This is a genomic window from Roseobacter sp. N2S (assembly GCF_031454055.1).
Lineage (GTDB): Bacteria > Pseudomonadota > Alphaproteobacteria > Rhodobacterales > Rhodobacteraceae > Amylibacter.
Genome location: NZ_JAVDQB010000001.1, coordinates 226,363 through 249,905, shown reverse-complemented (window position 1 = coordinate 249,905; position 23,543 = coordinate 226,363). Strand labels below are relative to the sequence as shown.

Genomic DNA, 23,543 nt, shown 5'->3' with positions numbered 1-23,543 from the left:
TGATATGACTTTTGTTTCTATCCGAGACTTGAAAGTCTCGTTTGACGGCGTGCAGGTTTTGCACGGCATTGATCTTGATGTGGACCGTGGTGCAGCTGTGGGTCTTGTGGGGGAATCCGGTTGCGGAAAATCCGTCACATGGCTGGCAGCCCTTGGCCTGTTGCCGGGGAAAGCCAGCGTATCAGGGTCTGTGGTTGTTGATGGCCAGCAGTTGATCGGCACCCAACGCGCATCGGTTGAATCTGTGCGCGGCGGGAAGATCGCAATGATTTTCCAAGACCCTTCGTCGTCGCTTAATCCTGTGCGCACTGTGGGACGCCAGATCGGCGAAAGTCTTGCTTTGCACCGTGGTTTGGATCGTCGTGCGGGGCGGGCAGAGGCTATTCGCTTGCTGGATATGGTTGGTATTCCCGATGCAGGGCGGCGGGTGGATCTTTACCCCCATGAATTTTCAGGCGGTCAATGCCAGCGGGTGATGATTGCCATGGCACTGGCGGGCGAACCCGATCTGTTGATCGCGGATGAACCGACCACGGCGCTGGATGCCACCATTCAGGCGCAAATTCTGGACCTGCTGGGTATGTTGCGGCGGGAAACCGGCATGGCGATGGTGTTCATCAGTCATGATCTGGGCGCTGTGGGCGCGATTTGCGACGATATACACGTGATGTATGCAGGCAATATTGTGGAAAGCGGCGGCATCGACCAGATGTTCGCCCATCCGCGCCATCCCTATACCCGCGGCCTGTTTGATGCGATCCCGCGACTGGACGGGGCGCGCAATCGGTTGATCCCGATTAACGGCACCGTGCCTGACCCACGCCATATGCCAACGGGTTGCGCTTTTGCCCCGCGCTGCGCCAAAGCAAGCGCCTTTTGCAACAGTGCCCGCCCGCCCTTAAAGCCGCAAAAAGACGGGCGCCAACTGGCTTGTTGCTATCCTGTGATTGGCAGCGGCGATGTGGCGGATGTATCCCCTGAAATGGTTCCGGCATGACCGCGCTGATCAATGCAAAGGGTCTTGTGCGCTGTTACGAAGGGCAGAAAAGCCTGTTCAAACGCGCTACACCCGTGCGGGCGGTGGACGGTGTTGACCTGACCGTCGCCCCGGGAGAGACCCTTGGAATCGTTGGGGAAAGCGGGTCGGGAAAGTCTACTCTTGGGCGGATGCTGCTGGGGATTGATCCCCCGACAGAAGGCCATGTTACTTTTGACAGCCAACCAATGCCGCCCCTACAAAGCCCTTCTTGGCGCACCCTTCGCGCACAGATGCAACTGATCTACCAAGACCCTTTGGCCGCCCTTGATCGCCGCCTGACCATTGCCGATCAGATCGGAGAACCCTTGGAAATTCATGGCCTTGCCAAAGGCGCAGAACTGAAGGAACGGGTTGCAGATTTGATGGTACAGGTCGGGTTGCGGCGGGATCAGGGGGATCGTTATCCCCATGAATTGTCCGGCGGGCAGCGTCAGCGGGTGGTGATCGCACGTGCGCTTGCCACATCGCCCCGATTGCTGGTCTGTGATGAACCTGTGTCGGCGCTGGATGTATCCATTCAGGCCCAAGTGGTGAACCTGCTGCGTGATCTTCAAGACAGCCACGGCATTGCCATGGTGTTCATCAGCCATGATCTGAAAGTGGTGCGCAATATCTGTGACCGCGTGGCGGTGATGTATCTGGGACGGATCGTCGAAGAGGCCAGCTCCGATCAGATTTTCGCCAGCCCCCAGCATCCCTATAGCCAAGCGCTGGTGTCTTCGGTTCCCGTGCCAGGCAAGGCGCTAGAGGGACGTATCCTGCTAAAAGGGGAGCCGCCAAATCCGGCGCTGCGCCCAACAGGCTGTGCCTTTCATCCTCGCTGCGGGTCTGCTGTGGCGGCCTGTGCAAGCGCGGTTCCCCTGTTGGAACCCGTCGCTGCGGGGCGCAGTTCTGCCTGTCATTTGTCCTCTGTTTCAAAAGGATTGGCCGCATGACGCCGATCGTTAAGACCAAAAAGGCCAGCCTATGTTAAGTTTCCTTGTTACCCGCCTGTTCCGCGCGGCGCTGACGATTGTGCTGGTGATGACATTCGCCTTTATTGTGCTGCGCCTTTCGGGCGACCCTGCATCAATCATGCTGGGGCCGGATGCGCCTACCGATAGTGTGGCGGCTTTTCGCGCTGAATGGGGTTTGGATGACCCGATCTGGAAACAGTATTTCGCCTATCTAAAATCCATCGCGCAACTGGATTTTGGGATTTCTATGCGGGATCGGTCATCCGCGATCAATCTGGTGCTGGAACGTATTCCCGCCACGCTGGCGCTGACAGTTCCAACGCTGTTGATCCAGCTTGGTATTGGCATTCCTGCGGGGGTTTTTGCCGCGCTACACCGCCAGTCCATTGCGGATCGCGGGGTGATTATGCTGTCGATTTTCGGCTTTACCATTCCGTCCTTTGTGATGGGGCTGCTGCTGGTGTTGGTCTTTGCGGTGACGTTGGGCTGGTTGCCATCGGGAGGCCAAGACAGTTGGCGTCACGCGATCCTGCCGATTGCCACTATGTCTGTGGGTGGCATTGGTATTCTGGCGCGGTTTTCCCGTTCCGCCATGATCGAGGTTCTAGGCCAGCCCTATATCCGCACTGCCATGGCCAAGGGTCTTAGCTGGCGCGATGTGGTGTGGAAACATGCGCTGCCCAATGCCTCGGTTCCGATTGTGACCATCGTTGGCTTTATGGTCGGATCGCTTATTGCAGGGGCGGTTGTGGTGGAAAGTATCTTTTCATGGCCCGGCATCGGGCGGCTGTTGATTGTGTCTGTGTCGAACCGCGATCTGGCGGTGGTGCAATGCCTGCTGCTGGTGATCGCAACGGCCATGGTGGTGGCCAATCTATGCGTTGATTTTGCCTATGGCCTGCTGGACCCACGCCTGCGGTCCAAAGCTGCTGCCCATTAAGGAAAGATTATGACTGTTCAAGCAACCAATACCCAAATGGCGCCGCGGTTTATCAGCCGGATCAGGTTTAAAGCGCCGCTTTTGGTGACCTTCGGGCTGGCATGGCTGGCTTTAATGGCGCTGACGGCGCTGTTTGCCGATGTGATCCGCCCCTATGAGATCACCCAGATGGACCTGTCTGCCCGCCTGTCCGGCCCACTGACCCAAGGCCATCTGCTGGGCACGGACGAGTTGGGCCGCGATGTGCTGTCCCGCCTGATCCAGTCGATCCGCGTGTCGCTGGTGATCGCCTTTGGCGCGACGCTTTTGTCGGCGGTGTTTGGCACCACGCTTGGGTTTCTGGCGGCGCAGTTTCGCGGCACGCTGGAACATCTGATCCTTGTGCTGGCAGATTTTCAGGCGGCGCTGCCGTTTCTGATCCTGTCCTTGGCGGTGTTGGCGTTTTTCGGGTCTTCGCTGACTCTGCTGGTCGGGTTGATGGGGTTTTACGGCTGGGAACGCTACGCGCGTATTTCACGCGGGTTGGCGATTTCAGCAGGTGCGCAGGGCTATGCCTCGGCTGTGGTGCAGCTGGGGGCGAAACCGTCACGGGTTTATCTGCGCCATATCCTGCCCAATGTGGCCTCAACCCTGATCGTGTCTATGACGCTGACCTTTCCCGAAATCATCCTGATGGAAAGCGGGCTGTCGTTTCTGGGGCTTGGGGTGCAACCGCCTGAAAGTTCATTGGGGAATATGGTGGGGTTTGGCCGTGAATATCTGACCCGTGCGCCATGGATCATGCTGGCCCCTGCCTTTGTAATCATGATGACAACCCTGTCGATTTCGCTGGTCGGGGACTGGCTGCGCGACAAGTTAGACCCGACAATCCGTTAAACTAGGACAACTGATATGACTAAAATAATCGCCCATCGGGGGGCGCGAAATCTCTGGGCTGAAAATTCACTTCAGGGGTTTCGCAATACGCGGGATCTAAATGTGGGCGCGGTGGAATTTGACCTGCATCTGGGCGCGAATGGTGAATTGCTGGTGATCCACGACGCCACGCTCGACCGCACCACAACAGGCACAGGCCCCGCGTGCGTATTGAATGATACCAGCCGCCATGATGTACGTTTGATCGGCCCCGATGGGGAGATAGACGAAGGCGTGCCTGTATTGTCAGAGGTTCTGGACATCCTTGCCCCCGTGTCAGGGTTGCAACTGCTGCCGGAATTCAAGGCGGATGAAAACGGGCTTTACGATCCTGAAATGATTGAAAAAACCGTTGAGCTGCTGCGCGAAAAGGGGCTGGCATCCCGCACAACCTTGCACAGTTTCGACGTGAATGTTTTGCGCAAACTTAAAGCGGCAGCGCCTGAATTTGATCTTATGGTTTCTGTTAACAGGGTCTGGGTAGACCGGCAGGGTGGTATTGAGGCGTTCTTTGAAACGGTGCGTGATTTGGTTAGCTTTGTTTCGGTGCAGCATGAATTGTTTGAAGCCGAGTATGATCGCATCACGCAGTTGTTGCCGTTGGAACAGCTATGTGTCTGGACGGTGAACGACCAAGATTTAATCACCCGTTGGCTATCCCGTGGACCGGGTTTTATGACCAGTGACAACCCGAAACTGGCCCAAGAACTTCAGGCAGGGCAGGTGGCGGCATGACACGTATTGATCTGGTGATCTTTGACTGCGACGGCGTGTTGATCGACAGTGAACCCCTAGGCGCGCAAGCTTTGGCAGAGGCGATTTCAGCGGCGGGTCATCCGATGACCCAGCAGACGGCAGAAGAAATGTTTTCAGGGTCTGGTCGGGTGCAGACCGGTGCCTTGATCAAGGCGCTTGGTCTGGCGGTTGACGCTGTTCTGGCCGATGCGGATCAACGTCTTGGGGCACTTTTCGCCAAAGGCGTGCAGCCCGTTGCGGGGATCGAACCGCTGTTGAAAAACCTTACTACAAAAATCTGCGTTGCATCAAACAGTAGCTTGCTGCGGCTGGAGGCAAGCCTTGGCCGCACCCCTCTGGCAGCCTTGTTCGGACCGCATATTTACAGCGCCGATCATGTGATTAAGGCCAAACCCGCCCCCGATCTGGCGCTACATTGTCTGGCGCAGATGGGCGTTTCGGCGGATCGAGCGGTGTTTGTGGATGACAATATCCACGGCATCGGTTGTGCCCGTGCGGCGGGGGTTTTGTCTATCGGTTTTGTAGGCCCGTCCGATCACCGCGCGGATCACGCTGGAACATTGCGCCGTGCTGGGGCTGATCATGTAGTCCACGGCACCGATGAACTGCGCCAGTTGCTTACCGAATTAAGCCAAAACCCTGTTCCGGCCGAGGCCGCACAGTAACCCGTTCCACTCCCTCTACAACCAAGGAAAAGACAATGACTGATCTCCCGCTTTTGGGCGCAGCAATGACGACCGCCACACTGGAAACCCTTCAGGATTTTATCCTCGAAGAAAACCGCGATCTTGAGGTGCAGGATTTTTTCGATTGCGATCTGCTGAATGGCGATTGGAAATCGGTGGCCGATAAAACCCGCAGCCTGTTGACGGGCTACACAGGGCGGCTGGGCATTCATGGCCCGTTCTGGGGGTTGAATATCGCCAGTCCTGACACGGAAATGCGCGAAATGAACAAGCGTAAACACCTGCAAGGCATTGAAGTAGCTGAATATCTGGGTGCGACCCAGATGGTGATCCACAGCCCCTATTCCACATGGAGCTATAACAATCTGGACAATGGCCCGAAGCGGATGGACTATGACCGTCTGTTGGAAAACTGCCATGACACGATGGATGATGTGGTAAAACGGGCCGAGGATTGCGGCGTCACCATGGTGATCGAAAACATCGAAGACATGGACCCCGATATCCGCTGTGCATTGGCGACAAGTTTCAATTCCTCCGCCATGGCAGTGTCGATTGATACAGGTCACGCCCATTACGCCCATGGCACCAATGGCGCGCCGCCTGTGGATTACTATGTACGCCGCGCGGCCAACCAGTTGGAACATATCCACCTGCAAGATGCTGACGGCTATGCGGATCGTCACTGGGCGATTGGCGAAGGAACCATCCGCTGGGCTGCCGTGTTCCGTGCGCTGGGCGAATTCACCAGCAACCCGCGGCTGATTTTGGAACTGCGCGACAAGACGGGCATCCTGCCGTCTGTGGCCTATCTGAAATCCCTTGGGCTGGGGCGCTAAGCGGATTTGATTTTGCCTAAGCGCGCAGGGGACAGGTGGTCCCTTGCGTGCTTAGGTGTCTTTGTCAGATGACCTAAAGACTATGCGATCAGGCGGGCCACCTCTGCGGCATAGTCTGCGGCGGTTTTGTCTGTGGGGGGGCTGGCGTCCTGCTCTGCGGCAAAGGTTTCCTGGTCGATTGTGCCTCGCATCATCTTACTGGTGGTGCGCCACATCTTCGGGTTTTCCTTGATCTGCGCAGAAACCTGCTGCGCCAAGGCGCGGATTTCTTTGATGGTGTCGGGGGGAAAGTGGTCTTTGGGCTGGGTGGATTGCGGATCAGCTAAGGCGTTTTCAACGGCTGCATCCAAGGCCGGTTGAAACAAGGGGTCGTCAAAAAATGCAGCGTCAATCTTGGCGGCGTCTTTGGCAAAGCTGTCTGCCAAATCCTGGGCTGTTGCCCTGTCCAACGCCAGTTTGGTGCCGCTGCGGTCCGGTCTTTGCGCGATGGCGCGACCGATGATCCCCCCCACTACAGCCCGCAGGTTGCGCGGGATGTCCTGTTTGATCAGAACCGATTGAAACGCCCGCATCCCCGCCAGTTCTTTGACGTAAAGCGCCTGATTGGCCAGTTCGGGCTTTTGCAGGGTGAAAGGCGCGCCTTCCAGAACGTGATGGAAAAAATCTGCCACAACGTCTTCGTTTTTCATGGCGCTGCGCAGAAACGGGCGCAGGGTGAAATTATCACCAAACACTGCCCGCCATTCGGAAAACAGCGGGTAATATTTCAAGGTTTTACCTTTTTTCATCAGCTGCAAAAGTTGCGGCAGCCCCTCGTTAAAAGCACCGGCTTTCACCCTTTGGGCATAGGTGGACACAAACCGTTCGGCGTAGGGACGGACATAAACGATAGTCCGCGCGGTTTCGACGTGGTCGGGCAGATATTCCTTTAGCGCCTTTTGCAGCTTTGACGGGTCCATTCGGGAAAAGAACTCTGATGAAATTACCCCGTAATTTGCGTCTGATTGGGCGGCCCATTGTGCCACCTCGCCAAATAAATTCGCGCGAAGCTGTTCTGTGCTGTCTGCTTTCAGGGAATTGGCCAAAGACACGGCGTTTTTTTGGGGGGGCGGTGCCAGCGTACGGCTTTCACAGGTCCATAATCTTTCGGCTAAGACACTTTGAATGGAACTTGATCCGTTTTTCGGATCGCCGATGTGAAAGACCAGTTTTTCAATCATATTTATTCTGCCATTTGAACACTATTTCAGCCATTCCAGAACGAAAGCTTTGGCCATAATGGGAAATGATCGTTGCAGAGATCAAGCGCTAACTTGAACCTGCGGCAGAGTGGGGCTTTTTTGCGGGCCAACTGTGTTATTCAACAGGCCAAGGCCGCAGCGCCTGAAAAACGCTGCGGTGTTTGGGATTAGGCCACCAGTCGGGGTTCTGATGACTTGGCATCACTGCTGGTTTTGGTTTTTGCCACGCTGTCCTGTTCGATCAGGCTTTCGTGCAGAACCTTGACGGCGGCATCCGCGTCTTCGCGGGTGGTGACAAATTGAATGTCCACGTTGCGCGGGCCTTGTTGCACGGCCACAGGGGTGATGCCTGCTGCATCCAGTGCCGCCAGCCCACGGCCCAAGGCGCTAAGCCCGCCAAGATCGCGGCCAATGGCGGCCACAACAGACAGGGCGCGCGCGGTAATTGCGGCGGTGGGGTATTCGGCCACCAGATCGTTTTCGACCCGTTTGACGTGTTTCAGGGATGAATCCACGTAATGGGTGATCGCATTGGCATTGGATGATTTGGCAACGATACTGACGCGGTGCCGTGTCAGGGCTTGCAGGATGGTGGCGTCATAGCCTTTGACCCCAACCATATCCTGCTCGAAAACCTCTAGGGCGAACACATCCAGAGCGGTGACGATTTCCACCCGCGGAGTTTGCGATGTGGAATCATCAATCAACGTACCAGGATCAGCCGGTTCAAACGCATTCGTCACCCGCAGCGGAATGGACGACTGGCGCAGGGTCTTTGCCGCCGAGGGGTGGATCGCCTCCATCCCCATATTCGACAGTTGATCGGCCACGTCATAGTTGGTGTGACCCAGCTTGCGCACATTTTCCAGCCCGACCCGTTTCGGATCCGCCGAGGACAGATGGAATTCCTTGTGGATAATCGCTTCGGCTGCGCCTGTTTGTGCGGCGATACGGCTGAAGGTGACTTCGGAATAGCCGCGATCATAAAGCGACATCAAACCTTCGGAACATTGTGCATAGCCGGTGACGATGGGCAGTTCAGTGGTGACATCCACATCGCGCATGCCTTCTGAAATGCGCTCTTCCAGTGTCAGCACCCGTTCATCGCGCCAACCGCCCAGATCCACAAATCGTGCGTTTACGCCTGCACGGCGCAGCAGCAATGTGGTCACAAAGGCAGAATGGCTTTCGCCCAAGCCCGACAGCAATTCGCGGATGATCCCCATGTGCTGGCTCAGCCGGAAATGGCCATAGGAACACAGGCGTTGCAGGTCGATCAGGCAGGATCGTGCGCCCTCAATACGGTCGCGCACAAAGTCATCCGCCTCGCGCAGATCGCCGCTGGAGTCCAGAACTTTGCGGTGAGCTGTGGTCATGGCGTCAGACACACTGTTCAAAGCGTCAGACCAACCCAGATCGGTGCTGGCATTTGCAAACCGCGCATAGACACCAGGATCGCCGGTTTTCTTATGCTCTAACAGCAGATTGGTGATGCCAGCATAGGCCGAGACAACAAAAATCCGGTTATAAGGGTCTTTGCCGTCCCGCAAAAACAAAGAGTTCAACAGTTCGGCAGAGCGGGACATGGATGTGCCGCCGATTTTTTCAACGGTATGGGTTTGGTGTGTCATAGACTTCGCCCCCTTGTCATCGGGAACGCCTTTTTGATTTGGTGTTTTGCCCGCTAAAAGGCCGCGCTGATTGCGCGACCCTTTGCAACAGGCTGTGTGGCACCCGTGGCGCGTGTTAATCCGCTGGGGCGTAAGACCCGTCTTCGCGGTGAACCTCGGTGCCGGTTACGGGCGGGTTAAAGCAGCATGCCATCACCAGCTCTTCTTCGGCGCGCAGGGTGTGTTTGTCGTGCTTGTCGAGCGCATACATCACGCCCGGGCGGATCGCGTGGGTTTCGCCTGTGGCCAGATCGGTGATCGAGCCTTTGCCAGACATGCAATAGACACTTTCAAAGTGGTTCTTATAGTGGAACGTGTGTTCCGAACCCGCTTCCAAGTTGGTGATATGGAACGAAAATCCCATGTTATCATCTGCCAGCAACAGACGCACAGAAGTCCACTGTGCATCTTTGACGTCTTTGTCGGTGTTTTTCAGGTCTTGAATGTCGCGTACGATCATTTGGATTTACTCCGCTGCAAATTTTGTTTCGGTTCCGGATTGAAGACAGACGCGGGCGGCGTCTACAAGGGTCTGTAGTCCGGATTTGAATTGGTCCATAGGCGTGGTCAGGGGGGCCAGAACTTTGACCACCTCGTCCTTGGCGCCCGATGTTTCGATGATCAGGCCACGGGTGAATGCCTCGGCGCAGATTGCGGCGGCCAGATCACCGCTGACCACGTCAACGCCCTGCATCATGCCACGGCCTTTCAGCTTTGCGCCTGAAACCATATCAGCAATGCGCTGCAATTGTTCGTTCAGCACAGCGGCTTTTTCCGCGATTTCGGTTTTAAACCCGTCATCGGCCCAGAATTTTTCCAATGCAACTTTGGCGGTGATAAAGGCATGGGTGTTGCCACGGAAGGTGCCATTATGCTCGGCAGGTTTCCACACGTCCAGTTCGGGACGGATCAGGGTCAGCGCGAACGGCAGGCCAAAGCCCGACAGGGATTTCGCCATGGTGATCATGTCGGGTTCCACGTCCATGTCATCAAAGCTGAAGAAACTGCCAGAGCGGCCGATGCCCGCCTGAATGTCATCTACAATCAGCTTTGCGCCGTGCTTTTTCGCCAGCCGCGCGATGCCTTCGACCCATGCAGGGGAAGCGGCGTTCAAGCCACCCTCGCCCTGTACCAGTTCAAGGATAAAGGCCGCAGGGGCGTCGATGCCGCTGCTGTCATTGTCTAGTAGGGTCTCGATCATCGCCAATGTGTCTACGTCTTTGCCAAGCGATCCTTCAAACGGCAGATGGGTCACGCCGTTCAGCGGCACGCCCGCGCCATTGCGTTTACCTGCATTGCCAGTCAGCGACAGCGCGCCCAGAGTCATGCCGTGAAAGCCGTTGGTAAAGGCGATCACATTGGTGCGGCCTGTTACTTTACGTGCCAGTTTGATCGCAGCTTCCACCGCGTTGGCCCCCGTTGGGCCTGTCATCATGATTTTATGGTCCATGCCGCGCGGGGCCAGCACCAGACGTTCAAAGGTTTCAAGGAACGCAGCCTTGGGACCTGTGTACATATCCAGCGCATGGGCAATGCCATCGTCGGCAATATGCGCCATCAGCGCGGCCTTCATATCAGGGTCGTTATGACCATAATTCAACGAGGAACAGCCGGACAGAAAATCCGTATAGCTGTTGCCTTTTGCATCTTGCAGGGTTGAACCTGTAGCCCGTGTAAACACCGCATCAAAAGAGCGGCAATAGCTGCGAACCTGAGATTCGCGGCGTTCAAAGATGGTCGTGTCGGCTGAAAGATCAGTCGTCATATCATTTTCCTTTTGGTCTGGTTTATTCCAGCGTGGGCGCGGCTATTTAGGCTGCGGCGTCCAAAGCGCTGGAGTCAGGCAAGCTGATAGTCACCATATGTTCGGTGTCATGCTCGCCCTGAAAATGCGTGTCGCTCTCGAAATGGGCCTCATGGTCCAGTTCGGCGTCTTGGGCATCGGCAAAGCTGCGGAACAGCGCCCAACTTGCATCATTGTCTTTGGTGATGGTGGTTTGCATCCGCGTTACACCCTGGCATTCGTCCCGTTTCAGCAGTTGTTCCAGCATCCGTTTTGCCAGCCCCAGCCCACGCGCCTTTTCAGACACGGCGACCTGCCACACAAAGAAGGACTCTGCATCGCTGGGCAGGACATAGCCGGAAATCCACCCCACAGGTGCGCCGTCCAATTCGGCCAGAATGCAGGTATCGCGGAAATGATCGCACTGGATCAGGTTGCAATACATGGAATTCTCGTCGAGCGGTTTGCACGCACCGATCAGTTCCCAGATAGAGGCACCGTCTTCGGCCTCTGGTTTGCGAAACTGGACGTCTTTGCGACGGGACTTGATCTGATGGATATCGACCACGACGGGGTACCTCGGTTACTGCTTCATTCAAGTTGTTAGATATACGAAGTTTATGTGAGAAATCAATTAGCTTCGGTAATTAAATTATTATGTGATTATAGTTTGTAAAATCAGTAAGTTAGGTGATTTATACGGTAAAAATTCCCATTTTTTGATCATTTAGTCAGCCTCTAAATTAGTTATGCTAACTATATATTGGCGTCGATTGCCTTGCAGAGCCGTTTTCAAACCGTTACGTTTCGCGCCTGTATCTGACGTAGGAGCGCGCGTGGATAGAACGGACACCTCCCTCATCGCCCTGCGCCGCATTTTGCGCGCCACAGAGCTTTATGGCCGCACACTGGCCCAAACTGCAGGGCTCACGCCGGTGCAAATCCGATTGCTACAGATCGTTTTGGGGCAGGGCAGTGTCACGCCAAAGCAGATTTCAGTGCAGATGGGGGTTAGTCCGGCCACGATCTCGACTTTGCTGGATCGCATGGTGGCCAAGTCGATGATTGAGCGTCAACGATCCGACGTAGACCGGCGCCAGACCAATATTGTACTGACCGAGGAAGGCCGCAAAGCGGTTGAAGGCGCGCCCGACCCGCTGCAACAGAAATACGTCAAAGAGTTCGAGGCGCTAGAGGACTGGGAGCAAGCCATGATCGTCGCCGCGCTGGAACGGGTTGCGGGCCTGCTGAACGCCTCTGATCTGGACGCATCGCCCCTGTTGGATATGGGCGAAATTCACCGGACCCACCCGTCTGATAAAACGGGTGGATAAATCAGGTGGCCCTAACGGGGTGTGCTGAAGCCCATGATTAAGCCACCGATTCGATCGGCACCTCGACAACCAATCCCGCGATTTTGGTGTTCGGGGCTTTTTTGGGATTTTTCAACTTCGCCTTTAAGGCTGGTTCTGCATAATAATAGCCGGGGCGTTCGGCGGCGGTCATGTTGATCTCGCTGTTCACGCTGACCTGCCAGTCGCCGTGGCGGATGTTTTCAAGGCAAATGGCCTTCACCATCGGCTTGTTGACATCAGGCCGCCGCATTGTTGAAAATCTAAGCCGTTGATTGTCTTGATCGGGGTTTTTTACCCGCATCAAGACGCCGCTGTCTTCATCGGGGAAGCACAGTGTAATGGCACCAATCAGCTTACCGGCAATCCCCGCTTTGAACTCAACGGGTAAGGTCGCAACGGGTAGCTGCAAAAGTCTGTTGCCAAAAGTTTCATCGCAAAAATCGTTCACAACGCGCATTGTGGTCTGGGCTGTGCGCAGCGGGGGGATGTCTTTGGGAACCCGCGCAGTTTTTACGATACGACCACAACCAGCCGCGCAAAATTCCATCAAATCCACGTTTTCTTTATTGTAATGCGCGCGGTCGGAATAGTGGTCAGCAGGCATGTTTTCAATATTGTGCAATGCCCTGTATTCTGACGAAACATCAAAATATTCAATGCCATAGCTGTCAAAGAGCTGGTGTATCAGTGTGAAATATTCACTTCTAACCTCGGCCAGTTCCTGCACCTTTGGGCACATGATTACGGGGGCAAATTTGCAGCCGCGTTCTCGGCACAACCGCAGCAGGCGTTCCAGATTGCGCAGCAGTGTTTCTGTTGGATAGCCTTTGGTTTCGTGGGTTACCTCATTCAGAGCGTATTCCCAGATAACAGTATCCCCTGCGGCGGGGCCGTCCTCGGACAAGAACCGAAAGATCGCCACAAGCGAGGTCGACGCACCAATAGAGAGGTTTTGAATTTCAGAGTCGATGTGACCCTTTAGGTAGTTGACCCATCCATCGCTAAACAACGAGTTAGAGCCGCCAATTAAAAAAATAGCCAAAATGCGTCCTGAATTTCAATGCTGCGTTCAGGGGGGAGTGTTAGAGGATTATTCCAGAAGCGACAATGCCAACGGTCGTTTCCTGACCTGACCATCGGCCAAAAGCAGCCCACCAAAAGGGCGTCTCTGGATGAAACGGCGGTATTCAAGCCAAGGACCAACGGCCCTTATTAGGAATGCCGCGCTGGATTATCATTTCAGGGCCAGCGCGGATCCATTGGCTAGGTGTGTTCAATCCCGCTGGAGGATACAGCCGCATCAGGGTCCAGCGCGCGGACGCGGTAGGCGGCGGCTTTTGGCAGCCAGGCCACCAGCATGGCCTGCAAATCTTGCAATGGCTGGGCAGAGGCGTCTATCCGCAGGTCCACGTCTTTCAGGTTTTCAGCGCCCAGAACCACGATTGACGCAGATTGCAGGGGATCACGCTCGCTGCCTGCGGCTTCTCCGGCCAGCAGACCTGCCATCAGTCGGGAGGCAAGATCACCTGTTGCGGTTTCAAAGCCATGAACCATCGACGGTAAAACCTGTTCAGAGCCCAGAAAATTCCCCAGCGCTAGGCAGTCTGCGCCTGCCAATCCGCCCGCCACATCCATGCAGGATGCGCCCGTGTGGTGCAAAGCTGGCCCTGTTGCAGGGAACACGCCCAACTGACGCCAATGGACTGCGGTTGCTGCGTCTTTCATCGCGGCAAGGGCCTTTTCCGCGTCGTTGGTGGCGTCCCATGTGCGCAGGCCTACTTGGTGCAGGCGCGGGTCGGTGCGGGCTTGGGAAAATACAACGCAGCCTTGCGTCACTGCGCCAACGCGCGCGCCAACGCAGACAGATGACGTGGTGACCGCAAAGCCGATATCGCCGGTTTCAGGGTCGCGTCCTGCCAGTGAAAAGGTCATTCTGGAATCTCCACACCTGTTTGTTCCGTGATCGGCCCGTAATGTTCAATCCGTCTGTGCCGTGCAAAATCAAACACAGAGCGGCGGATGTAAGCGCCCAAATCAAGGTCGCAATTGTGGGAAATCACTTCGTCGTCTTCGGAAATCGCACGGGCAACCACCTCACCTGTTGGGGCGACAATGGCAGAGCCGCCGATCATGGCGAACCCGTCTTCGGACCCGCCTTTGGCTGCGGCCATAACCCAAGCGCCGTTCTGATACGCGGCGGCTTCAAGGCTTAGGCGGTTGTGGAATTCCCGCAGATGGGCGGCTTCGGGGTGGTGAATGTTGCGGGTGGGGGTGTTGTAGCCCAGCATGAAAACCTCGGCCCCGCGCAGGGCCATCACGCGAAAGGTTTCCGGCCAGCGTCTGTCATTACAGATGCACATCCCGAACCGGCCTGACGGTGTTGCGAACGTTGGAAAGCCCAGATCGCCCACTTCGAAATAACGTTTTTCCAGATGTTCAAATTCCAGATCGCCAATCGGGTCTTTGGTGCCCGGCAGGTGGATTTTACGGTATTTCCCTAAAATCGCCCCGTCCGGACCCACCAGAACCGAGGTGTTGAACCGTCGCACCACGCCGTTTTCGGTGATCTTTTCAGCATAGCCAAGGTAAAATCCGACCCCCAACGTTTTCGCCAGATCAAACAGCGGCACCATGGCGGGGGAGGGCAGGCCCTCTTCGAAGAACACATCGTAGTCTTCTGGGGTGTCGTAAATGTAGCGCGGAAAAAAGGTGGTCAGCGCCAGTTCGGGGAAGGTCACCCATTTGGCACCGCGCCCATGCGCTTCTTTCAACATCTCGATCAGACGGGCCACAACCTGCGCCCGCGTGTCCGCCAGATGTACCGGCCCCATTTGCGCGACCGCAAAAACCTCTTTTCTACTCATACAATCCTCCTGAGACCTGCTTTGGTATCTTTGCTAGACTTCCACCGCATCAGTGTGAAATAAAATAATGACCCCCAAGAATAATCGGAACTTATAGTCATGATCAGCGCGCGCCAGCTAGAAGTCTTGTCCACTGTGATCGAAGTGGGCACAACCGCCCGCGCCGCAGAGTTGCTGGCCGTCAGTCAACCGGCTGTCAGCAACATGATCCGTCACACCGAAGACACCGTGGGATTCGCTCTGTTCAAGCGCAAACATGGCCGTCTGGTCCCGACCAAAGAAGCGATCCATATTGCGCAGGAAGCCCAGCACCTTTTCATGCAGCAAAAGCGGATCGACAATATCATAGACGAGCTGCGCGGCGGAACCATTGGCCGGCTTAGCATCGTTGCCACCCCGTCGATCGGCCACAGCATCCTGCCCCGTGTGCTGGGGCATTTCATCAAAAGACGCCCGAAATTGCAGTTGTCGATTGAACTTGGCAGCGTCGATGAAATCACCCGGCGGCTGGGCAGCGGGCGGGCGGATTTAGGGCTTTCCATCACTTTACCACGGCATTCTGCGGTAAATGTTCGGGAAGTGGGGGAAGGGCGGCTTATGTGTGTCTGCCCCGCCGATCATGAATTGGCGCTGATGGACCGTATTTCCGTCACCGATCTGAACCACGTCAAACACATCTCTTATGCGGCGAACACACCGCTTGGGCAGGCCATCGACAATGTCTTTTCCGAACATGGTCTAGAGCGTCAGTTCTTTTGCGAAGTCCGCCATACAGCCACCGCTTTGGAGATGGTGCGCAACGGTCTGGGGGTGGCGTTGGTAGATAGTTTCGCCCTGATGGGACCACAGGCCGATACCATTGCGATTCGCCCGACGCACCCGTCTTTGCCGCTTAAAATGCACGGCATTACATCGAAGTTGTTCCCCACATCCAACCTGACCATACAGTTCCAAAAGTATCTGGCAGACTTTCTGAAGAACGATGGCCCACCTGCCGAGAGTTAGGGTTTTGCCTATAACCTCAAGATATACATAAGGGTGTCTTTTTTATTTCATTATTGCGGTCATTCATGTTCCCTTAAATGTGAAATGAGGCCAGAAATCCGGTCTTCATCCTCTCCTAGATGGACACCTGTTTCTGATGAGTCACCCTATCCTCTCGATTAAAAATGCAATCAAAAGCTATGGCGACGTACGGGCGTTGAACCAAGTGAACCTTGATGTTGCCGAAGGTGAGTTCCTGACTTTGCTTGGCCCGTCAGGGTCCGGTAAAACCACGCTGCTTAGTGCGATTGCGGGATTTATCCGGCTGGACACTGGCAGCCTGACATTGCGATCCGAGGATATTACCCGCCACCCGCCAGAGCATCGTAATTTTGGCATGGTGTTCCAGGGCTACGCCTTGTTTCCCACTATGACAGTGCGTGAAAACGTCGGTTTTCCCCTGAAAATCCGCAAGCATTCTGCGAATGATATCAAAAAGCGCGTCAACGAATCCTTGGAAATGGTGCAGATGGGGGCGTTTGCGGATCGCATGCCCTCGCAGCTTTCCGGTGGGCAACAGCAGCGGATCGCACTGGCGCGGGCCATGTCGTTCAACCCGCAGGTTCTGTTGCTGGACGAACCGCTGTCTGCGCTCGATAAAAAACTGCGGGCCGATTTGCAGTGGGAATTGAAAGCCCTGCATCAACAGCTTGGCGTGACCTTTATTTACGTGACCCACGATCAGGATGAAGCCCTGTCCATGTCGGACCGGATTGTCATTCTGAAAGACGGCGGTATCCAGCAAGAGGGCGACCCGAACACGCTGTATAACAGCCCGCGCAATACATTTGTGGCGGATTTTCTGGGCAAGTCGAATTTCATCGACCTGACCGTGAATGGCCAGACAGGCAACACGCTGCATTGTGCCGCCAAAGACGTTAGTTTTGACATTACTTCCGAAACCCCCGCTTCGGCTGGGTCGGGCATAAAAGTGGCCTTACGCCCTGAACGGCTGCGCATTGGGGCGCCCGATCAGGAATTCCTGCCCGCCACGGTGAAGCAGGTCAGTTATCTGGGTGAACGCTGTCAGGTGATCGTCACCCACCCTACATTGGGCGAGATGCTGGTGTCCCGCCCCACATGGAAAACAGATATTACCCCCGTCGCAGGATTGGCCGTCAGTATCGGCTGGGAGCCGGACGCACCGGTCATCCTTTCCCCCGAATAAGAGGGCGAAGATCCTCTCTCTCATCAACCAACAAGGAGATATATCATGACTGATACTACAGATTTTGAAGCCAAACGCGACATTGCTGAAATTGCAGTGGAACGGTACAAACAAGGCCGCCTGACACGGCGCGGTTTTGTTATGGCCATGGGCGCTTTGGGCGTTCTGCCAGCGCTTGGATCCAAGGCGACAGCACAGGCAAAAGAGATCATCGTCGTGAACTGGGGCGGCACAGCCAAAGATGTGCTGCAAGAGGTTCTGTGCGATACTTACACGGCTGAAACAGGCATTCCGGTGATTGTGGACGGCTCTGGCCCGTCCGCAGGGAAAATCCGCGCGATGGTCGAAAGCGGCGCGGTTGTTTGGGACCTGTGTGACAGTGGCGCAGGGTCGGCGATCATTCTGGAACAACAGGGCATGACCCAGCCCATCGACTATTCCATCGTCGATAAAGCCAAGGTTCTGGAAGGCACCGCCTATAACAACGGGGTGGGCAACTATGTTTATTCCTATGTTCTGGCAACCAACCCCAAAATGTTGGGCGGAAATGTGCCCCAATCTTGGGAAGATGTCTGGAACGTCAAAGATTTCCCCGGCATGCGCACCTTCCGCAAATCGGTTCGTGGTCAGCTGGAAAGCGCCACACAAGCCCGCGGCGTTCCGCTGGCCGAAGTTTATGACGCCCTGAGCACCGAAGACGGCATCAAAGCTGCAATCGCCAAATTCCGCGAACTGCGCGAGAATATCATCGTTTGGGGGTCCGGCAGTGACAGCCAGAACCTGTTCTTGCAGGAAGAGGTTGCCATCGGCAACATCTGGTCCACCCGCGCCCATCTGCTGAAAGATCAAATGGACGCAGAGTCGTTCAACGTCAGCTTTAACGGCGGCGTGATCGCCCCTGGCATCTGGGTTGTTCCGAAAAACAATCCGGCAGGCACCGAAGAGACTATGAAATTCATTGCCCATGGTCAAAAACCCGAACTGCAGGTGAAATGGCTGGAAATGATCGGATCGGGTCCGATCAACCCTGCGGCGGCGGCCCTTGTTCCGGCCGAACTGGCCCCTTGGAACCCGTCCAGCCCTGAAAATCTGGCAACCCAAATTCTGTATAACGATGAATGGTACGCCAAAAACCAGATCGCCGCAGAAGAACTCTATGTTGATGCTTTGATCAACTAATTCTACCCACGGCGGGCCTGCACCATGCTGGCCCGCCTTTTGATTATTCGGGAGCCGCAATGCCACGTATCAACGAAAAGGTCAGCTATTGGATGCTGGTTGTTCCAGCTCTGGCGATCATGGTGGTCTTTTATATTGTGCCCGTTCTGGGCATCTGGAAGATCGCCTTTACCGAGCCGCAAACCGGCGTCGATAATTTTGTGGCTATGGCCAATTCAAGTGCGGTGAAAACCAGTTTTGTCATCACCTTTCGGGTCGCTGCCATTACCACAATCGGCTGTCTGACCCTTGGCTATATTGTGGCCTATGCCATCAGCAATTACGCATCCCGCCTGACCCCATTGATGGTGGTTCTGGTGATCCTGCCGTTTTGGGTTTCGGTTTTGATCCGCTCGTTCAGCTGGATCGTTTTGCTGGGCCGGTCTGGGATCGTGAATGACGCATTGCGCGGGGCAGGTGTGATAGATTCGCCCCTGCGTTTGATGCATAATGAACTGGGCGTGCTGATCGCGATGATCCACGTCATGCTGCCCTTTGCCATTCTTCCGATGCTGACCAATATGCGCGGTATTTCAGGGGCTTATGTTCAGGCGGCCCGCAGTCTGGGGGCGGGTGAATGGACCGCGTTTCGGCAGGTTTATTTCCCGCAAACCCTGCCCGGTGTGATGTCTGGCGCGTTGTTGGTGTTTGTGCTGTCGCTGGGGTTCTTTGTGACGCCTGCCTTGCTGGGCGGTGGTCGCGTGTTGATGATTTCCGAATACATCACCTATCAAATTCAGGAGTTCCTGAACTGGGGGCTGGGGTCTGCCCTATCGGTCGGCTTGTTGGTCGCCACTGCCCTTGTCCTGTTAATCGCCGCGCGCTTCGTCAATCTGCGTGCTGCCCTGTTGGAGCGTAAATAATGCCCCGTTCCGCGTTTCAAATCTTTTTTCAGACAGGTGCGTGGTTGATCATCGCCTTTCTGGTCCTGCCTTTGCTGGTGGTGATCCCGATTTCCTTCACCGATACCAGCTATATCGGCCTGCCCAAAGACGGGCTGTCCACCCAGCATTACGTGAATTATTTCACCGATGCCAAATGGCTGGGCGCCACATGGACCAGTGTTTGGGTCGGTGTGGTTGTGGCCACCTGTGCCACGGTTCTGGGCACGGCCTTTGCCATCGGCTGCTGGTTCCTGTCGGATCGGGCGTCATCCGTTGCCCGCTGGGTGTTGATCACGCCTATTCTGGTGCCCCCAGTGGTGCAATCTTTGGGCTTTTACCGCTTTTGGGTGGTGTTGGGTCTGATTGATACGCATTTCGGGGTGATTTTGGCCCATACGCTGCTGGCGCTGCCCTATGTTTCAATTTCGGTCTTTGCCGCGCTGACCAATCTGGATCGCAACATCCCCCGCGCGGCCCGCAGCCTTGGGGCGTCTGTGTTGCAAACCGTTTGGGCGGTTGTGGTTCCCGCCGCCAAACCCGGTATCGCCACAGGGTTTATCTTTGCCTTTATCGTCAGCTTTGATGAAATCGTCGGCGTGTTGTTCATCACGGTGCGGCGCGTCAGCACCCTGCCAAAAATGATCTGGGAGGGCATCCAAGACAACATCGATCCCACCATCGCCGCCGTTGCCACCGTGCTGGTTGTCATCACCCTAGTCGCCACCGCTATCGGAGCCCTTCGCAGATCATGACCCGCAAGCTGCTGAAAAACACCCGCTATTTTTCCCATGAAACAGGTCTGCCAGAGGTCCGCGCTGGCCATATCGCAATCGACGGTGATAAAATCGTTGCCCTGCCAGAAACCCTGTCGGGAACCGACTTTGATGGGTTTGAACCGATTGACATGGCGGATAAGCTGGTGTCACCGGGGCTGATAAATTCCCACACCCATGCGGTTCTGCTGGTGCTGCGCGGCACAGTCGAAGACATTGAGGGCAACCTAGTCTATCAATACATGGTGCCAGCATCCTATCTGCTAGAACCCAAAGAACGTGCCGCCATCGCCCGCCTTGCCTGCGCCGAGGCGATCCGCTCTGGCACCACTACCATGGTCGACCCCCTGCGCCATGTGGCGGATTATGCCCCTGCGATGATTGAAACGGGTATGCGTCTGTGGCTGGCCGAAAGCTGCGCTGATGCGGTCACCACCGAGGTCGGCAGTGGCAAATACCGTTTTGACCGCGACTTTGGCGAAACCTTCCTGACCCGAACCCGCGACCTGATCGACCGCTTTCATGGCAGTGAAAACGACCGTGTCCGTGTGATGATCGCCGCCCATGCGCCAGATAATTGCAGCCCGTGGATGCTGGGCCAGCTAACTGATCTGGCCCGCCAGCATGGTCTGCGCCGCACGGTGCATCTAAGCCAGATCATCAGCGAAAAGGAACAGGTCGAAAGCCTGCACGGTTGCACCTCGACCGAATATCTGGACCGGAATAACTTTCTTGGGGATGATCTGCTGGCGGTGCATTGGACCTTTTGTAACGAAAGCGATGTAGCGCGACTGGCGGAAACCGGCACATGGCTGGCCCATTGCCCGTCGTCCATGTCGGCCAAGGGGCCACATCCGCTGCCGATGAAAGCGATCCTCGATCACAAGGTCAAGATCGTTCTGGGCACCGATAATATGACCGAAGACATGTTCCACGCGATGAAAATGGGTCTTACCCTGCACCGCGGGGCCTATCAACGATCCGTCAGCCCGACACCGCAACAGGTGTTCAACTATGCTACACTGAACGCTGCGCGCGCGCTGGATCATTCAGGGATCGGCAGTATCGCCGTGGGAATGAAAGCCGATCTCGCCATGTTTGACCTGCTCAGCCCTGCGCTGTCCCCACGGGTTTCGGCGGTGTCAAACCTTGTGCATTACGGCCACCCCGGAACCGTCACCGACACGATGGTTGATGGCAAATTCCTGATGCGGGACCGCAAGTTAACCACCATAGACGAACGTGCCGCCGTTCTGGAAGCACAAGCAGCAACCGACGCCATGTGGCAGCGCTTTGGCCAAGAGGACCGTGGCGTCCCGCTTCCTGCAACTGACATTAGCTGACCCCGACTGGAGACCTTCCGTGACTTTTTCGATTATTGGGCGCTGTGCCCGCACTGGCGCCTTTGGGGCCGCGATCACCACTTCTGATCTGGCCGTGGGGGCGCGTTGTGTCAGGCTGGCCCATGGCAAGGGTGCGATGCTGTCCCAACACCGCACCGACAGCCGCTTGGGCGATCTGGGCATTGCCCTGTTGGCCGAGGGTAAGACCGCGCAGGATACGGTTTCGGCGGTGTGCAACTCCTCTGCCGATATTGAATGGCGCCAGATTGGGGCGCTGGATGCCAAGGGCCGCGCCTCGGCGTATCACGGGCGGCGGATGTATTCGATTTACACCCATAGCAGCGATCTGGATTGCCTAGCGCTGGGCAATATTCTGGCCAACGATCAGGTCACCCGCAGCATGGCGGATGCTTTTGTCAAAGACCCCGAACTGCCCCTTGGCGAACGGCTGATGCGCGCGCTCGAAGCGGGCCGTGATGCAGGCGGCGAAATCCAGGGCCCGCTGCGATCGGCCGCTGTGCGGGTCACAGGCGAACACGGCATTGACGCGCTGGACCTGCGGGTTGATATTTCTGAAAAAACCGCTGTCGAAGACCTGCGCGAGCTGGTTAATTCTTACGCCAACCGCGCCGAAATTCTGCGCGGTGTTGCGCTGGCCCCTGACGGCATCCCCGTCATGCGCAGTCTGTTTGATGCCAGCATTGAACGGATCAGCGAACTGGGATTAGAAGAACGTTTCCCCACTGCACGGCTGCGGGACAACTGGACCTTAAGAGACTGATTTCATGCCCTCGAACCAAGTTTATTGGGAAACCATCCCGACATTTGAACCCGAACAGGCTGCCCTGCCCAAACGAACGGATATTGCGGTCATCGGGGCGGGGTATACGGGGCTGTCGGTGGCGCTGCACCTTGCCCGTGCGGGGCGTCAGGTGGTTGTGTTTGACGCAGGCGGGATCGGCGCGGGCTGTTCCTCGCGCAACGGCGGTATGGCTGGCCCCAGCTTTCACAAACTGGGATCGGCAGGGCTGATGGCCCGCTACGGCGAAGAAAAAACACTGGGTATCCTGCGCGAAGGACTGTTGGCGCTGGATTACTTTGAGGATTTTGTGAAGCAGGAAAACATCGACTGTGATTTGCAAATGTCAGGACGGTTTCGCGGCGCACGCACGGCGGCGGATTACGAAAGTACCGCGCGGGAATGTCAGTGGTTGAACACCAATCTGGGGCTGCCCTATCACATGGTGTCACAGGTTGAACAACGGTCTGAAATTGGCAGCGACTTTTATAAAGGCGGCGCGGTTTATCACCGGGATGGCGGCATTCATCCGCGCAAACTGGTCTTGTCGCTGGCGCGTCTGGCCATCGCCGCTGGCGTTCAGATCGTCACAGATTGCCCTGTCACGGGTCTGCGCCAGAACGTGAGCGGTACCGAACTCGAAACGCCCAAAGGCAATATCCACGCCAAAGAAGTGGTCGTGGCCACCAACGCCTATTCCGATGGCCGCACCCCCGCCATGCACCGCCGTGTTGTGCAAATCCGCACCGCCGCTGTGGCCACAGAACCCCTGCCTGCCGAAGTGATGGCCAGCCTGTCCCCCAAAGGGCGCACGCTGGGGGAATCGGGGCGCATATTCATGTGGTTCCGTCCCACCCCTGATGGCAAAAGGTTCATCTTTGGCGGGCGGATCGGCAAACCGGGCGGCGATCTTGCGACCCAGCACCGCGCCTTTAGCGCCTCTGTTAATCGGGTGTTTCCCCAGTTGGAAAGCGTCGCCTTTAGCCATATCTGGTCGGGCGATGTGGCTTATACCACCGATCACAGCCCCCATATCGGATTTGAAGACGGGGTCTGGCTGGCGGGGGGCTATTGTGGGTCTGGCGTCACGCGCAGCCTGTATTTCGGCATGAAACTGGCGCGCAAAATATTGCAGCAAAAGGATGCGGATACCGCGTTTGACGATTTGCCCTTTGCCCGCGTGCCGTTCAAACCATTTTCGCGCAGCGTGGCGGGCTGGATGACAAAATGGTACGCTTACCAAGACGCCCGAGACCTGAAACAGCCCTGA

Annotated in this window: 24 protein-coding genes; 16 read left to right on the top strand and 8 right to left on the bottom strand. The window is 56.2% G+C overall.

What is annotated here, in order from left to right:
- Nucleotides 1-4: 4 nt before the first annotated feature.
- The 7 genes from GGE09_RS01245 to GGE09_RS01215 are packed head-to-tail and all read left to right on the top strand — an operon-like array spanning nt 5 to nt 6,131.
- Entirely contained in the window at nt 5-997 is a 993-nt protein-coding gene (locus tag GGE09_RS01245) for an ABC transporter ATP-binding protein (RefSeq protein WP_309743051.1), read from the top strand.
- Nucleotides 994-1,974, top strand: coding sequence for an oligopeptide/dipeptide ABC transporter ATP-binding protein (locus GGE09_RS01240; RefSeq protein ID WP_309743049.1), 981 nt, complete (start codon nt 994-996; stop codon nt 1,972-1,974). The genes GGE09_RS01245 and GGE09_RS01240 overlap by 4 nt, the downstream gene beginning before the upstream one ends.
- A gap of 31 nt (nt 1,975-2,005) precedes the next feature.
- Nucleotides 2,006-2,935 (top strand): ABC transporter permease, encoded by a 930-nt coding sequence (locus tag GGE09_RS01235; protein WP_309743047.1) that lies wholly within the window; start codon nt 2,006-2,008, stop codon nt 2,933-2,935.
- Between the two features lie 9 nt (nt 2,936-2,944).
- Nucleotides 2,945-3,811 carry an ABC transporter permease gene (locus tag GGE09_RS01230; protein WP_309743045.1) on the top strand — a complete coding sequence of 289 codons (867 nt, stop codon included), beginning with the start codon at nt 2,945-2,947 and terminating at the stop codon, nt 3,809-3,811.
- Between the two features lie 15 nt (nt 3,812-3,826).
- Complete coding sequence (locus GGE09_RS01225; RefSeq protein ID WP_309743042.1) at nt 3,827-4,585, top strand: glycerophosphodiester phosphodiesterase family protein; 759 nt, start codon at nt 3,827-3,829, stop codon at nt 4,583-4,585.
- Complete coding sequence (locus tag GGE09_RS01220; protein ID WP_309743040.1) at nt 4,582-5,271, top strand: HAD-IA family hydrolase; 690 nt, start codon at nt 4,582-4,584, stop codon at nt 5,269-5,271. Before GGE09_RS01225 ends, GGE09_RS01220 begins: the two co-directional genes overlap by 4 nt.
- Nucleotides 5,272-5,306: 35 nt before the next feature.
- Entirely contained in the window at nt 5,307-6,131 is an 825-nt protein-coding gene (locus GGE09_RS01215) for a sugar phosphate isomerase/epimerase family protein (RefSeq protein WP_309743038.1), read from the top strand.
- A gap of 80 nt (nt 6,132-6,211) precedes the next feature.
- On the opposite strand, the gene GGE09_RS01210 is transcribed toward GGE09_RS01215, so the two are convergent.
- From GGE09_RS01210 to ectA, 5 genes are all read right to left on the bottom strand, one after another.
- Nucleotides 6,212-7,351: a hypothetical protein gene (locus GGE09_RS01210; RefSeq protein WP_309743036.1), complete on the bottom strand. Its 1,140-nt coding sequence runs from the start codon at nt 7,349-7,351 to the stop codon at nt 6,212-6,214.
- Nucleotides 7,352-7,539: 188 nt separating this feature from the next.
- Entirely contained in the window at nt 7,540-9,003 is a 1,464-nt protein-coding gene (locus tag GGE09_RS01205) for an aspartate kinase (RefSeq protein WP_309743034.1), read from the bottom strand.
- A 115-nt stretch (nt 9,004-9,118) separates the two neighbouring features.
- Nucleotides 9,119-9,502, bottom strand: a complete 384-nt coding sequence (locus GGE09_RS01200) for an ectoine synthase (RefSeq protein WP_309743032.1) — start codon at nt 9,500-9,502, stop codon at nt 9,119-9,121.
- Nucleotides 9,503-9,508: 6 nt separating this feature from the next.
- Nucleotides 9,509-10,807 (bottom strand): diaminobutyrate--2-oxoglutarate transaminase, encoded by a 1,299-nt coding sequence (ectB, locus tag GGE09_RS01195; protein WP_309743030.1) that lies wholly within the window; start codon nt 10,805-10,807, stop codon nt 9,509-9,511.
- 46 nt (nt 10,808-10,853) lie between these two features.
- Nucleotides 10,854-11,384 carry a diaminobutyrate acetyltransferase gene (gene ectA / locus GGE09_RS01190; protein ID WP_309744801.1) on the bottom strand — a complete coding sequence of 177 codons (531 nt, stop codon included), beginning with the start codon at nt 11,382-11,384 and terminating at the stop codon, nt 10,854-10,856.
- A gap of 277 nt (nt 11,385-11,661) precedes the next feature.
- Between ectA and GGE09_RS01185 the strand changes: the two genes are divergently transcribed.
- The gene (locus GGE09_RS01185) at nt 11,662-12,159 is read left to right on the top strand and encodes a MarR family transcriptional regulator (RefSeq protein WP_309743028.1); all 498 of its coding nucleotides are present in this window, start codon (nt 11,662-11,664) and stop codon (nt 12,157-12,159) included.
- Between the two features lie 37 nt (nt 12,160-12,196).
- Here GGE09_RS01185 and GGE09_RS01180 read toward each other — a convergent pair whose 3' ends face one another.
- The 3 genes from GGE09_RS01180 to GGE09_RS01170 all read right to left on the bottom strand — a co-directional run bounded on the left by GGE09_RS01180 (nt 12,197) and on the right by GGE09_RS01170 (nt 15,044).
- Nucleotides 12,197-13,222, bottom strand: a complete 1,026-nt coding sequence (locus GGE09_RS01180) for a hypothetical protein (RefSeq protein WP_309743026.1) — start codon at nt 13,220-13,222, stop codon at nt 12,197-12,199.
- A 221-nt stretch (nt 13,223-13,443) separates the two neighbouring features.
- Nucleotides 13,444-14,112: a DUF1028 domain-containing protein gene (locus GGE09_RS01175; protein WP_309743024.1), complete on the bottom strand. Its 669-nt coding sequence runs from the start codon at nt 14,110-14,112 to the stop codon at nt 13,444-13,446.
- Nucleotides 14,109-15,044, bottom strand: coding sequence for an N-carbamoyl-D-amino-acid hydrolase (locus tag GGE09_RS01170; protein ID WP_309743022.1), 936 nt, complete (start codon nt 15,042-15,044; stop codon nt 14,109-14,111). Before GGE09_RS01170 ends, GGE09_RS01175 begins: the two co-directional genes overlap by 4 nt.
- Before the next feature lie 99 nt (nt 15,045-15,143).
- Here GGE09_RS01170 and GGE09_RS01165 point away from each other — a divergent pair, with 99 nt between their 5' ends.
- The 8 genes from GGE09_RS01165 (at nt 15,144) to GGE09_RS01130 (ending at nt 23,543) form a co-directional block, all read left to right on the top strand.
- Nucleotides 15,144-16,049, top strand: coding sequence for a LysR substrate-binding domain-containing protein (locus tag GGE09_RS01165; RefSeq protein ID WP_309743020.1), 906 nt, complete (start codon nt 15,144-15,146; stop codon nt 16,047-16,049).
- 136 nt (nt 16,050-16,185) lie between these two features.
- A complete protein-coding gene (locus GGE09_RS01160; protein ID WP_309743018.1) occupies nt 16,186-17,256 on the top strand; it encodes an ABC transporter ATP-binding protein in 1,071 nt (356 codons plus the stop codon).
- 45 nt (nt 17,257-17,301) lie between these two features.
- Nucleotides 17,302-18,435 (top strand): extracellular solute-binding protein, encoded by a 1,134-nt coding sequence (locus GGE09_RS01155; protein ID WP_309743014.1) that lies wholly within the window; start codon nt 17,302-17,304, stop codon nt 18,433-18,435.
- Nucleotides 18,436-18,494: 59 nt separating this feature from the next.
- A complete protein-coding gene (locus GGE09_RS01150) occupies nt 18,495-19,337 on the top strand; it encodes an ABC transporter permease (protein ID WP_309743012.1) in 843 nt (280 codons plus the stop codon).
- Nucleotides 19,337-20,110, top strand: coding sequence for an ABC transporter permease (locus GGE09_RS01145; RefSeq protein ID WP_309743010.1), 774 nt, complete (start codon nt 19,337-19,339; stop codon nt 20,108-20,110). The genes GGE09_RS01150 and GGE09_RS01145 overlap by 1 nt, the downstream gene beginning before the upstream one ends.
- Nucleotides 20,107-21,474 (top strand): amidohydrolase family protein, encoded by a 1,368-nt coding sequence (locus GGE09_RS01140; protein WP_309743008.1) that lies wholly within the window; start codon nt 20,107-20,109, stop codon nt 21,472-21,474. The genes GGE09_RS01145 and GGE09_RS01140 overlap by 4 nt, the downstream gene beginning before the upstream one ends.
- Before the next feature lie 19 nt (nt 21,475-21,493).
- Complete coding sequence (locus tag GGE09_RS01135) at nt 21,494-22,255, top strand: DUF1028 domain-containing protein (RefSeq protein ID WP_309743006.1); 762 nt, start codon at nt 21,494-21,496, stop codon at nt 22,253-22,255.
- 4 nt (nt 22,256-22,259) lie between these two features.
- Nucleotides 22,260-23,543 (top strand): FAD-binding oxidoreductase, encoded by a 1,284-nt coding sequence (locus tag GGE09_RS01130; RefSeq protein ID WP_309743005.1) that lies wholly within the window; start codon nt 22,260-22,262, stop codon nt 23,541-23,543.

Coding starts and splice junctions, on each gene's coding strand:
- GGE09_RS01245 (WP_309743051.1), top strand. CDS start 5: ATGACTTTTGTTTCTATCCGAGACTTGAAAGTCTCGTTTGACGGCGTG.
- GGE09_RS01240 (WP_309743049.1), top strand. CDS start 994: ATGACCGCGCTGATCAATGCAAAGGGTCTTGTGCGCTGTTACGAAGGG.
- GGE09_RS01235 (WP_309743047.1), top strand. CDS start 2,006: ATGTTAAGTTTCCTTGTTACCCGCCTGTTCCGCGCGGCGCTGACGATT.
- GGE09_RS01230 (WP_309743045.1), top strand. CDS start 2,945: ATGACTGTTCAAGCAACCAATACCCAAATGGCGCCGCGGTTTATCAGC.
- GGE09_RS01225 (WP_309743042.1), top strand. CDS start 3,827: ATGACTAAAATAATCGCCCATCGGGGGGCGCGAAATCTCTGGGCTGAA.
- GGE09_RS01220 (WP_309743040.1), top strand. CDS start 4,582: ATGACACGTATTGATCTGGTGATCTTTGACTGCGACGGCGTGTTGATC.
- GGE09_RS01215 (WP_309743038.1), top strand. CDS start 5,307: ATGACTGATCTCCCGCTTTTGGGCGCAGCAATGACGACCGCCACACTG.
- GGE09_RS01210 (WP_309743036.1), bottom strand. CDS start 7,351: ATGATTGAAAAACTGGTCTTTCACATCGGCGATCCGAAAAACGGATCA.
- GGE09_RS01205 (WP_309743034.1), bottom strand. CDS start 9,003: ATGACACACCAAACCCATACCGTTGAAAAAATCGGCGGCACATCCATG.
- GGE09_RS01200 (WP_309743032.1), bottom strand. CDS start 9,502: ATGATCGTACGCGACATTCAAGACCTGAAAAACACCGACAAAGACGTC.
- ectB (WP_309743030.1), bottom strand. CDS start 10,807: ATGACGACTGATCTTTCAGCCGACACGACCATCTTTGAACGCCGCGAA.
- GGE09_RS01175 (WP_309743024.1), bottom strand. CDS start 14,112: ATGACCTTTTCACTGGCAGGACGCGACCCTGAAACCGGCGATATCGGC.
- GGE09_RS01170 (WP_309743022.1), bottom strand. CDS start 15,044: ATGAGTAGAAAAGAGGTTTTTGCGGTCGCGCAAATGGGGCCGGTACAT.
- GGE09_RS01165 (WP_309743020.1), top strand. CDS start 15,144: ATGATCAGCGCGCGCCAGCTAGAAGTCTTGTCCACTGTGATCGAAGTG.
- GGE09_RS01160 (WP_309743018.1), top strand. CDS start 16,186: ATGAGTCACCCTATCCTCTCGATTAAAAATGCAATCAAAAGCTATGGC.
- GGE09_RS01155 (WP_309743014.1), top strand. CDS start 17,302: ATGACTGATACTACAGATTTTGAAGCCAAACGCGACATTGCTGAAATT.
- GGE09_RS01150 (WP_309743012.1), top strand. CDS start 18,495: ATGCCACGTATCAACGAAAAGGTCAGCTATTGGATGCTGGTTGTTCCA.
- GGE09_RS01145 (WP_309743010.1), top strand. CDS start 19,337: ATGCCCCGTTCCGCGTTTCAAATCTTTTTTCAGACAGGTGCGTGGTTG.
- GGE09_RS01140 (WP_309743008.1), top strand. CDS start 20,107: ATGACCCGCAAGCTGCTGAAAAACACCCGCTATTTTTCCCATGAAACA.
- GGE09_RS01130 (WP_309743005.1), top strand. CDS start 22,260: ATGCCCTCGAACCAAGTTTATTGGGAAACCATCCCGACATTTGAACCC.